General features: G+C 55.9%; 5 protein-coding genes. 4 read left to right on the top strand and 1 reads right to left on the bottom strand.

What is annotated here, in order from left to right; all coding sequences use genetic code 11:
• Window positions 1–14: 14 nt before the first annotated feature.
• From JIN87_RS21985 to glnD, 4 genes are all read left to right on the top strand, one after another.
• Entirely contained in the window at window positions 15–1,022 is a 1,008-nt protein-coding gene (locus JIN87_RS21985) for a nucleoside hydrolase (protein WP_200357783.1), read from the top strand.
• A gap of 180 nt (window positions 1,023–1,202) precedes the next feature.
• Window positions 1,203–1,772 carry an acetate uptake transporter gene (locus JIN87_RS21980; RefSeq protein WP_200357782.1) on the top strand — a complete coding sequence of 190 codons (570 nt, stop codon included), beginning with the start codon at window positions 1,203–1,205 and terminating at the stop codon, window positions 1,770–1,772.
• A gap of 144 nt (window positions 1,773–1,916) precedes the next feature.
• Entirely contained in the window at window positions 1,917–7,889 is a 5,973-nt protein-coding gene (locus JIN87_RS21975) for an alpha-2-macroglobulin family protein (protein WP_200357781.1), read from the top strand.
• A gap of 150 nt (window positions 7,890–8,039) precedes the next feature.
• Window positions 8,040–10,850, top strand: coding sequence for a [protein-PII] uridylyltransferase (glnD, locus tag JIN87_RS21970; RefSeq protein WP_200357780.1), 2,811 nt, complete (start codon window positions 8,040–8,042; stop codon window positions 10,848–10,850).
• A 47-nt stretch (window positions 10,851–10,897) separates the two neighbouring features.
• Here the strand turns inward: glnD and JIN87_RS21965 are convergent, their stop codons facing one another.
• The gene (locus JIN87_RS21965; RefSeq protein WP_200357779.1) at window positions 10,898–11,980 is read right to left on the bottom strand and encodes a PilT/PilU family type 4a pilus ATPase; all 1,083 of its coding nucleotides are present in this window, start codon (window positions 11,978–11,980) and stop codon (window positions 10,898–10,900) included.
• Window positions 11,981–12,051: the final 71 nt, after the last annotated feature.

Raw genomic sequence — 12,051 nt, 5'->3', positions numbered from 1 at the left:
AACCAATACCCCGCATGAGCAAGTTCGCCCGCAACGTCCTCCCCTTCCTCTCAATCGCGTGCTCGCTCCTCAGCTCGTGCCAAGAGCCCGCCAGCCCTAAGCACTCCGTCATCTTCGATACAGACGCGAACAACGAGCTCGACGACCAAAACGCCCTCGCCTACCTGCTCCTCAACGGAAACGACTTCGTCGTTCGCGGCATCACCTCCAACGCCACCTACAACGGAGGCGACGCCAGCGAGCACCTAGCAGAGGCAGAACGCGTGCTCCGTCTCTGCGATCTCTATGGCGAAGTCCGGCTCATCGAAGGAGCAACAGCCAAGTTCGAAGAGATCGCACCCAAGCTAGACACCCCCGACTACGACGGACACCAAGCGGTCGACTTCATTATCGAACAAGCCCACCAGCACGACCAAGAACCGCTCATCCTACTCGCAGTCGGCAAGCTCACCAACGTCGCTCTCGCAGTCAAAAAAGACCCAAGCATCATCGAGAAGGTCAAACTCGTCTGGCTCGGCTCCAACTATCCCGATCCCGGCGAATACAACCTCATCAATGACATTCCTTCCATGAACTACCTTCTCGATACCGACATCCATTTCGAGATGGTCACCGTCCGCTACGGCAAGCCAAGCGGCACCGACGCAGTTAAAATCACCAAAGAGCAAGCCCCCAAACTCCTCGCCGGACTAGGGCCACAGGTCCAAGAGCCAGTAACCGGCCGCCACGGCGGAACCTTCAAAAACTTCGGCGACTACTCCGTCGATCTGTTTGAACACATCGAATACTACGGCACCCCGCCTTCCCGAGCCCTCTTTGATATGGCCGCAGTCGCCATCGTCAAAGACCCGACTTGGGCCGAAGCAACCCCTATTCCCAGCCCCAAGATGGTCGACGAAAAGTGGGTCGACCAGCCCGACAACCCACGCCAGATCACCCTCTGGGAAAACTTCGACAAGCAAGCCATCATCGCCGACTTCCTCTCCACCCTCACCGACTACAAGCAAGTCAGCTCGAACTAACCCCCTCCCCCTGCGCAGAACGCAACGTAACGTTACGTAGCACTCTGCGCAGCCAACAAACGTAAAGAAAAGTTAAGCCCTCCATTCGCCCAACTTCTGTCTTCGCCAGAAACGCCGTCCTCCGTTGACCCCCAAGCCGCTGAGGTCCACCTCCCTGCGTTCTCAGAACCACACACGGAGATGTCCACAGGATCGAATACACAAGGAAACCCAGCCGTCGTAGGGCTCGCTGGATTCGGAATCACCACACTGCTCCTGCAGTTCCACAACGTCGGCTGGTGCCACATGGGCCCCATCCTCGCGACCGCCATCATCTTCGGCGGCATCGCCCAGCTCATCGCCGGCTTCCAGGAATTCAAGTGCGGCAACAACTTCGGCTACTCCGCCTTCGTCGCCTACGGCTCATTCTGGATCGCCTTCGCAGTCATCCTGCTCTGCAACCACTACGAGCTCTATGCCTCCAGCGGCACCGACGTCGGTTGGTTCCTCGTCGCTTTCGGCGTGTACACAGTGATCATGCTCATCCCAGCCATGCGAGTACATGGCATGATGGCCCTTACCTTCCTGCTGCTCACAATCGGCTTTCTCTTGCTCATCCTCGCCCACTTCGGCTTCCCATTCCTCACCAAGATCGCCGGCTTCGAACTCATGGCCTGCGCCCTCTGCGCGCTCTACATGATGGCCGCCTCCATCTACGAGCAAGTCTTCGGTCGCCCCATCCTACCGCTCGGCAAAGCCTGGCTCGCGTAATCATCCACAACCCTCAGTCCCACTCACCCAAGCGTCTCGAACTCCGAGACGCCTTTTTTATCGTTCGGTAACCTAATCGCCGCGACGCTGTCCAAAATACGAAATCCCAATCCAACGCTACCCCGTAAAAGCTGTGAGCCAGCTATGAATACAATTCTTCGCCTCCCCCTTACCCTCCTATCCTTGCTAGCCCTTTGCCTCTCGATCTCTGCCCAGACTCGAGACGAGCTCTGGCAAAAGGTCGCCGACGCCGAATCGCAAAACCTCCCGCGCACCGCCATCACCCACCTCGACGCAATCATCGAAAGCGCCCTTGCCGAAGAAGCTCCAGCCGAAGCGATCAAAGCGATTAGCAAAAAGATCGGCTTCGAAAACCAGATCGCAGGCTCGGACCAAGGCGAAGGCATCAACCGCCTCAGACAAACCCTAACCTCCGCCAGCCCCGAACTAAAACCCTTCCTCCACGCCATGCTAGCCCACTCCTACTGGGACTACTTTAAAAAACACCGCTGGCAGTTCTTCGACCGCAACCAAATCGCAGGCGATCAAGGAGACGACTTCCGTACCTGGGACCTGAAGCGACTCCTCATCGAAATCGACGAGCAATTCACCGCCGCCCTCTCGTACGAAAAACAACTCAAAGCCACCCCAATCCAAAACTACAACACCTTTCTCGGTCCCACCTCCGCGCCCGACGCCTACCGCCCCACCCTCTACGAGTTCATCGCCCACCAAGCCCTCCAATTCTACGAAGCCGGAGAACAAGGCATGATCGAAGCCGAGTTTTCCCTTATCATCGATGCGGACGGTCCAGCTCTCGGCGATGTCGACGAGTTCCTTAGCTGGAATCCCCAAAAACCGGATACCTACTCCCCCGAGTTCAAATCAGTCAAAGTCTACCAGGATCTGCTCCGCTCCAACACGCTGGCACAAAGTCCAGCAGCCCACTACGACGCCAACCTATCTCGCCTCCGCTACGTCTCCAACATCGCCTTCGGCGAAGACGTTCTCTCGCGCTATATCTCAGAGCTCGAGCGCCTCGCTCGTGAAGCGAGCAACCACGAAATCAGCTCCCTCATCCTAAACCGACTCGCTGAAGCCCACCTCAAAAACAACGCACCCCTTGAAGCTCACAAAATCGCAAAACAGGGCTGGAACCGATACCCCGACAGCATCGGAGGAAAACTCTGCTACAACACTATCCAACACATCGAGAAAAAGGACTCCTTCCTACAAACCGAATACGTCTGGAACGCTCCATGGCCTACCCTGGATCTTGAATACAAGAACCTGACCGAGGTCCACTTCCGTGCCTATCAAGTGAAATTCCCCGCAGATGTAAGGGTCTCCACTAGAAGTGGATCAAAAGATTGGATACAAGAAAAACTAAGTGAGCAACCAAGCTCAGCGTGGTCAGAGCAACTCCCTCCCACCAACGATTTCAAAAGCCGCATTGAGAAAATCGCCGCTCCCACAACCCTCGCTCCCGGATACTACGTCATCCTCGCCAGCCACACGCCAGACTTCACAGAAGAAGACAATCAAGTTTCATCCAGCTATATCTGCGTCAGCGATCTCGCCCTCGTTTTGGATAGAAACCAGCCTGGCACTCCGCTCAAAGGCCTCGTACTCGACGCATTAAAAGGAACACCGATAGAGGGAGCAGAAGTCGAGATCTGGACCCATCGACAAAACAGCGGTCTAAAAAAGAGACTCACCGTCCACTCCGACAAATCCGGAGCCTTCTCCGTCCCCAGCACCTTCGACAACGAAAGCACCTTCATACGAGCCATCCACGACGGGCACGAATTAACGAATAAGAATCCGATCTGGATCAATAGCCATCGAAGCCGCCAAACCGCAGACAGAAGACTAAGCTTCTTCACCGACCGCGCTCTTTATCGTCCAGGCCAAACCGTCCACTACAAGGCGATCGCTCACTCGTCGCACCGAGCAAAAGGCGAATACACCACTCTCCCCAATCGAAATATTAAGATATCCTTCCGCGATGCCAATCATCAGGAAGTCGCCGCCAGGCGTCACGAAACAAACGACTTCGGTTCCTTCAGCGGCAGCTTCACGATTCCCGCAAACGGCCTTACAGGCTCCTTCTCAATAGTCAGCGACGGCCCGATCCACGGCTCGACCTACTTCAACGTCGAAGAGTACAAACGCCCCAAATTCCAAGTAGAACTCACGCCTCCCAACCAAGCCCCTAAACTCGACGCCACCGTATCCTTAACCGGAAAAGCGACAGCCTACACAGGGACTCCTATCGACGGAGCAAAGGTCAACTGGCGCGTGGAACGCAACACCCAGCTTCCTCGCTGGTGCTGGTGGTGGTTCCCCAGCTCAAGCAAAGCCATCGCCCACGGCAACGCCATCAGCGAAGCCGATGGAACCTTCAGTATCCAATTTAACGCTACGCCAGACAAATCCGTCCCGCAGTCAAACGAACCAATATTTAACTACACGATCTACGCCGACGTTACCGATTCCGCCGGCGAGACGCGTTCGACCCAGCACACTCTACGCATCGGGTACACAGCCCTTCAGGCGCAGCTGCAGATCGCTGATTTGCAGACAAGCAACGCTCCCGTTCACATAAAAGTCCAAACAAGCTCCCTCGACCAGCAACCGCAAAAGTCTTCAGGCACCCTAACCATCTACCAACTCAAACAACCCAAGGAAGCGAGAAGAGCCCCCTTGCAGCTAAGGCATCGATTGCGCCCAAACATCGCCAAAGACCTCCAAGCGTTTTCACCCACCGAACCTCGTACTTGGGAAAACGCAAAGCAGGTTTCCAAAAACAAGATAAAGACCGACCAGACTGGCTCAGCAACCGTAGAGAAACGGCTCAAGCCAGGCCCCTACCGAGCAGAGTTTAAGGGGAAGGATCGCTTCGGAAACGCATTCACCGCCCAATACACGTTCAACGTCATCGATCCGCAAAACGATACGTTCGCCACGAAAATCCCCAATTTTCTCAGCACATCCGACCAAGAGCACGCCCCCGGCGATACCGCGGAATTCATTTGGGGCACCGGCTATTCGAGCGGCCAAGCCTTCGTCGAAATCAAACGCGACGGTGAGACAATCGACAGTTTCTGGACAGAACCTGAGTCCACGCAGACACGCATCCAAATTCCAATTACCGAAAAGGACAGAGGCGGACTTTCTCTCCTCGTCACTTATGTACGCGAAAACCGGGCCTACCTCGAACGTCGCCTCATCCAAGTCCCCTGGACCAACAAACAACTCAGCGTCAAATGGGAACGCTTCCGTTCAAAATTAGATCCCGGAAAACCGGAAACCTGGACCGCCATCGTATCTGGTCCCGACTCAGAAACAGCGGCGGCCGAAATGGTCGCCACCCTCTACGACGCCTCCCTAGACCAATACAAGCAACACCTGTGGTTTCAGACGATTGGAGCGTTCCGTTTCGAGAGCTTCTATCGAAGCAGTGAGTTCATCAACACCGCTCAATCGTTCCAACATCAATTCGGCCGCTGGGAACGAAAGAACCTGCCGATCGATTTGTGGTATCGAGATTTCCCTACAAGCCTATCCCGATTCATAAACTACGGAAGCGACGAAGAGGTCTTCGAGCTCTCGCCCTTCAGTGCGAGCGATGGATACGCTCCTGTTCAAACATTGGCAGGCAGCAGATTAAGGTCCGCACCCCCTCCCCCAGCTGAACCGACACTCTCCGTTAGCAAAGATTCTTTGGCTGATGCAGGCTCCGCAGAGTCAGGTGTCGCCCTAGCCTTCACACCTGGGAACTCAAACAAACCAGACCTCTCCCAAGTCGCCGCCAGAAAAAACCTCGCCGAAACCGCTTTCTTCTATCCACACCTCATAAGCGACGAAAACGGTATTGTGAAAATCCAATTCACGATGCCAGAAGCCCTCACCAAATGGTGTTTCCTAGGATTCGCTCATGACCAAAACCTTCGATCAGGCCTGCTTGCTGATACCGCGATCACCGCCAAGGACTTGATGGTAGAACCCAACCCGCCCCGATTCCTTAGAGAAGGCGATGAGGTCGAATTCACCGTCAAAGTATCCAACCAGTCTGACAGCAAGCAAACAGGTCGACTGCGTCTCAGCTTTTCGGATGCAGCGACGCTCGATTCCGCCGATGAGAAACTTCAGAATCTCTCCAACGAAAAAAGCTTCACAGTTCCTGCCAAACAATCACGCAGCTACTCATGGCGAATCAAAGTGCCCGATGGAGCAGGCGTACTCACCTACAAAGCCATTGGAGGGACCGATACGCTCAGCGACGGAGAAGAAGGATTTCTCCCCGTACTCAGTAGACGGATACTCGTAACCGAGTCCCTTCCACTACCAATTCGCGACGCGGGAAAAACGGAGTTCGAACTCAAAAAGCTCATCGAGTCCGACCAGTCTGACACGTTGCAAAACCAAAGCCTCACCGTACAGATGGTTTCCCAGCCCGCTTGGTACGCGGTCATGGCCCTGCCCTACTTGATGGAGTACCCGCACGAGTGTAGCGAACAGCTTTTCAACCGCTACTACGCCAACACGCTCGCAGCCCACATAGCCAACTCCGACCCCAAAATCCGACGCGTCTTCGAGCTCTGGAAAAACACGCCCGCACTAGACAGCCCTCTCGAGAAGAACCAAGAGCTCAAGTCCGTCCTTATCGAAGAGACACCTTGGCTTCGCCAAGCCGATGACGAAAGCGAAGCTCGACGCCAAGTCGGCATCCTCTTCGACGAAAACCGTCTGGCCAACGAGTCACGTCGAGCCTTGCAAAAGCTGGCCCAGCGACAAACAGGAGACGGACGCTGGTCCTGGTTCCCCGGCGGACCTTCCAGTGACTACATCACACTCTATCTGGTCACCGGTTTCGGACGACTCCGCCACCTCGGAGCAGACATAGATGCTTCGCCAGCTCTAATGGCACTCCCCAGTCTCGACAACTGGATACAAAAACGCTTCGCTACCATTCAAGAGGAATACGATTCTCCATCCAAGTATTCACCATCTCATTACGAGATACTCTACCTCTACGGACGAAGTTTCTTCCTAGAAGACAATCCCATTTCCGCCGAGAGCCGCCAAGCCTTCGACTTTTTCCTCCAGCAAGGAGCACGGCATTGGAACGGAGCCTCCAGCCTACAAACCGAAGCGCAACTCGCGATCGCTCTCAACCGGTTTGGCGATACCGACACCGCAACCGCGATAATCAAGTCGCTCAAGGAGCGAAGCCAGTCTTCCGAAGAGCTCGGCATGTATTGGGCCGACAACAAGCCGAGCTGGTGGTGGTACCGCGCTCCCATCGAAACTCAGGCCATGATGATCGAAGCCTTCGCCGAAATCACCCAAGACCGCCCAACCGTCGAAAAACTAAAGGTCTGGCTGCTCAAACAGAAACAAACCCAAAACTGGAAAACGACCAAAGCGACTGCCGACGCCGTTTACTCCCTTCTCCTGCAAGGCGACGACCTCTTAGCTAGCGACGCGCTCGTGAAAGTCTCGCTCGGCGAACGTCTCATCGAACCGAAACATGTGGAAGCCGGCACCGGTTACTACGCCGAGACCTTGAGCCGCGACGAGATCACCCCCGACATGGGCCGAGTCACCACCACCAAGACAGACGCGGGCGTGAGCTGGGGCAGCGTGCATTGGCAGTACCTCGAAGACATGAGCAAAGTCACCCCCTACGAAGGCACCCCTCTTACCCTCAAAAAGACACTCTTCGTAAGACAAAACACAGCCAACGGCCCCGCTCTAAAGCCAGTCACCGGTCCCCTCTCCGTAGGCGACGAGCTCGTCGTCCGCCTCGAGCTTCGAAGCGACCGCGACATGGAGTACCTCCACCTCAAGGACCAGCGCGGCAGCGGAACCGAACCAGTAAACGTCCTCAGCGGCTACCGCTACCAAGACGGACTCGGCTACTACGAGAGCACCCGCGACGCCGCCAGCCACTTTTTCATTTCCCACCTCCCCAAAGGCACCTACGTCTTCGAATACGCCACACGCATCCAGCTCCGCGGCCGCTACCAATCCGGAATCGCCCAAGTCCAGTGCATGTACGCCCCCGAGTTCAACAGCCACTCCCAAAGCACTGTCATCGAAGTCAAATAGCCCCGAATCCCAGTCAGGCAGCTGGGATTCACCTGAGCTTTTTACGCGGAAGACACCTCACGCGTAGCTTGCTGTTGACCCCAAAAGCCTAATCCCCCTTGCTGCAAATCCGAGCGGAGCCGCACAAACGCTCCCCAATCGATCCCTGCAATGATTCAAGCTTTTGCCAAACGACTGAAGAACGAAGTCGCCAGCCACCTGGCCTTCAACGCCGAGACCAAGCCCGCCGAAAAACTGGCCGCCCTCAAGAGCTTCCTCCAGTCCGGGACCGAAGCCATCAAAGCAGAACACCGCAAAGCAGCCCCTGGACTCGAAATAGCCAAGGCCCGCTCCATAATGATCGACGCCCTTATCGCCCAACTCGCCGATCCCGCGATCAAAGGCGTGCAGGAGTTCATCAGCCATTCGGACATCGCCATCAGCGTGGTCGCGCTCGGCGGCTATGGCCGCGAGGAGCTTTGCCCCCTCAGCGACATCGACATCATGTTCCTGTATCCATCCGATACAGACGCAAGCCTCCTGGAAAAAGCCCAAGAATACCTCGTCCAGGAAGTTCTCTACCCACTGTGGGACGCCGGGCTGAAGGTCGGACACTCCAGTCGCTCCGTGGATGAAGCCTTCAAGGAGGCCAGAGCCGACATCCAGACCAAAACCGCCCTCCTCGAAGCCCGCCTCATTTGCGGATCCGAGCCCCTTTTCGAAGGTTTCCAAACCTCCTACCAGCTCTTCTACCGCAAGGAGAACCCCAAAGGCTACATCGCCCAGCGCCTCGAAGACCAGCGCAGCCGCCGAGCCAAGTTTGGAGGCAGCATCTATATGCAAGAGCCGGACATTAAGGGAGGCGTGGGTGGTCTACGCGACTACCACAATACGCTTTGGATGGCCCAGGTTCGCCTCAACCTGAAGCACATGGCAGGCCTCGTACCGCTCAATTACCTCAGCAAGAAGGAGCACTCCGAAATCCTCGCCGCCTACGAGTTCCTGATCCGCGTCCGCAACGAGCTCCACTTCCGCCTCAAGCGCCCCTCCGACCTGCTCTCCCTCGAGCTACAGCCCAAGGTCGCCTACCGGCTCGGCTACAAGCAACGCGATATCCTCGAGCGCGTCGAGGGCTTCATGCGCGACTACTACAAGCACGCCCAGGTCATCTACCGCGTTTCCAAAAACATCGAGAAACGCCTCGCTCTGACATCCAAGGAAACCTCCAAAAGCGCTTTCCAATCCGTAAAAAGCTTCCTGCTCGCCCGACGCAAGGAACGCGTCAAGCGCGTCGACGGCTTCCTCATCCGCGGCCAGGAAATCACCTTCGACGAAAAGAACGTCTTCGAAGAAGAGCCCAACCGGCTCATCCGCATCTTCCGCCACAGCCAGCAAAACAACGTCGAGATAGATTTTGAGCTCAATGCACTAATTCGATCATCGCTCCATCTCATCGACGACGCCGTTCGCGAATCCCCCGAGGCAAACCTCAGTTTCCGCACCATCATGCAGGAAACCGGAAACGTGTACCCAACTCTCAACGAGATGCACGAGCTCGGCGTCCTCGGCGCCTTCATTCCCGAGTGGGGAAAACTCACCTGCCTCGTCCAGCACGAGTACTACCACCGTTATACAGCGGACGTGCATACCCTTCATACTATAAGGGAGCTTGATGAAATTTTTTCAAACCCCGACGGGATCTACCGTCCCTACCGTGAAGCGTTGCACGAACTGAGATTACCAAATCTAATCTATCTCATCCTCCTTCTGCACGACATCGGCAAAGCCAAAGGCATCCGAAACCACGCCGACTCCGGCGTCGAAATCGCCGACCCCATCCTCGATCGCCTGCAGATCGATGAAAAAAATCAGGCTTCCGTCCGATTTATTATCAAAAACCATCTGCAAATGGCGCGGTTTTGGCAGAGGTTCGACATAGATGATCCAGACACCGCCAAAGCATTCGCAGAACAGGTCGAGTCTCCCGAGTACCTCCGCCTGCTCTACGTTCACACTTTCTGTGACGCGAAAGGCACCGCGGCAGGCCTCTGGAACCAGTACAAGGACACCCTCCACCGCACTCTCTACCGCCGCGCGCTCGACGTTTTCAAAGCAGAAGGCAAGCTGGAGCAACACTACGAGGAGCACAAAGCGATGACCCAACGCGAACTGCTCTCCATCGAAATCGAAGGCGTCGGCAACGAAGAGATCGACGCCCATTTCAAGCTCCTCCCAGACCGCTACTTCATCAACACCGGCAAAAACGAGATCATCCAACACATCCGGATGATCAACCAGCTCATCAAAGAAATCTCCGGAGCAAACTCGCTCGGCGCCCTCAAGCCCGTCATCGACTGGCAACACGACGTCAACCGCTCCCTCACCGTCGTCAACATCGTCACCTGGGACCGAGCCGGCCTTTTCCACAAGCTCGCCGGAGCCCTCAACATCGCCGGCTACTCAATCCTCAGCGCCAAGGCCATCTCGCGCGACGACCATATCGCCATCGACACCTTCTACGTGACCGAAAGCGGCCGCGGCTCTTCCGATCCCGAAAAAGCCAAGGAAGCCTTCGCCGCCGCCGTGCAAGACGCCCTCGTATCCAACGCCGACCTCTACCCACGCATCCTCGAGATCATGCGCAAAGAGGCTTCCGACATCTTCTCAAAAAGTGACGACAATCCACTTGCCGAATCCTTCGAGCCGCAGGTCGACGTCTACCACGAGCTGTCGCTGCAACGAACGATCCTCGAAGTCCAAGCGCCCGACCACCTCGGACTGCTCTACCAGATCTCTCACCAGATTTCGCTACACGGCTTCGATATCACTTTCGCCCGAATCAACACCGAACGCGGCATCGCGATCGACACGCTCTATCTCAGCGAAGTCGATCCCGAAGAAGAGACCAACGGCCAAAAGCTGATGGAACTCCGAGAAGGCCTCAGCAAAGCCCTGCTCGAAGACGCGAAAGCCAACCAATAGCTAACAGATAGCGGCCGTTGTCCCCAACGGCCACCCAAAGCAAGCAGCTAGCTCTCCTCTACCTCGGCTCCCAAATCCCTCAACCGAGCCAGCATATCCTCCGGCGATTGAGCCTTCTCGAAGGCCTCCCGCGGCGTGATAAGCCCCTGATTGTAAAGACTGAGCAAGTGCGTATCCATCGGGATCATACCAAGAGCAGCACCCGTCTGGATATCCGAGTTGATGCGATAAGTCTTGTTGTCGCGAATCAAAGCGGCGATCGAAGTAGTCGTAACCATAATCTCGAGACCCGCCACGCGACCTCCGCCCTTCTTCTTACAAAGCACCTGTGAGATGACACCCACAATCGACGACGCGAGCTGCGTACGGATCATCTCCTTCATGTTCGCCGGGAAAGCGTCCACAATACGGTCAATCGTCTTAGCCGCGCTATTCGTGTGCAGCGTGCCAAAAACAAGGTGCCCCGTCTCCGCCGCGCTGATCGCGGCTTCGATGGTCTCCAAGTCACGCATTTCCCCCACCAGAATCACATCCGGATCCTGACGAAGCGCCGAGCGGATCGCTCCCGAGAAAGTATCGACGTCTACCCCAACCTCACGCTGCGTCACGATGCACTTCTTGTGGTCGTGATAGTATTCGATCGGGTCCTCAATCGTGATGATGTGGCCGCTGCGGCGCTCATTGATGTAGTTCACCATCGATGCCAAAGTCGTACTCTTACCAGACCCCGTTGGTCCGGTCACCAGAATCAGGCCACGCGGGCGGTACAGCAGATCTCGGATCTTATCTGGAATACCAATCTTATCGAGCGGAATAAAGTCAGCAGGAATGAGACGAAGCACCATCCCGTACACACCCTTGGCCCGAAGAACGCTCACGCGAAAGCGAGCCTTGTCCAAGTAAGCGAAACCAAAATCCGCCCCCCCTGTAGTCTTAACCTGTTGGATGTAGGTGTCCGGGGTGATCGACTGCACGAGCTTCTCCGTATCCGACGCCGTCAAGTCCGGACCGTCCACGGAAACCATCTCTCCGTGCAAACGAATCGTCGGCGGGCGGCCTACTTGGATATGCAGGTCAGAGGCCCCCTCGTCGAAGACCAGCTCCAGCAGTTCATTCATCTCGTAATCCATATAGCTGCAATATCGTCAAAAACGCCGCCGACCTGAGCTCCGCAATTCAACGATTCTCCCCTACAAAATAT

The organism is Pelagicoccus mobilis (genome assembly GCF_016595505.1).
Taxonomy (GTDB): domain Bacteria; phylum Verrucomicrobiota; class Verrucomicrobiia; order Opitutales; family Opitutaceae; genus Pelagicoccus; species Pelagicoccus mobilis.
This window is presented reverse-complemented; position numbering and strand designations above follow the sequence as displayed.

Coding starts and splice junctions, on each gene's coding strand:
- JIN87_RS21985 (WP_200357783.1), top strand. CDS start 15: ATGAGCAAGTTCGCCCGCAACGTCCTCCCCTTCCTCTCAATCGCGTGC.
- JIN87_RS21980 (WP_200357782.1), top strand. CDS start 1,203: ATGTCCACAGGATCGAATACACAAGGAAACCCAGCCGTCGTAGGGCTC.
- JIN87_RS21975 (WP_200357781.1), top strand. CDS start 1,917: ATGAATACAATTCTTCGCCTCCCCCTTACCCTCCTATCCTTGCTAGCC.
- glnD (WP_200357780.1), top strand. CDS start 8,040: ATGATTCAAGCTTTTGCCAAACGACTGAAGAACGAAGTCGCCAGCCAC.
- JIN87_RS21965 (WP_200357779.1), bottom strand. CDS start 11,980: ATGGATTACGAGATGAATGAACTGCTGGAGCTGGTCTTCGACGAGGGG.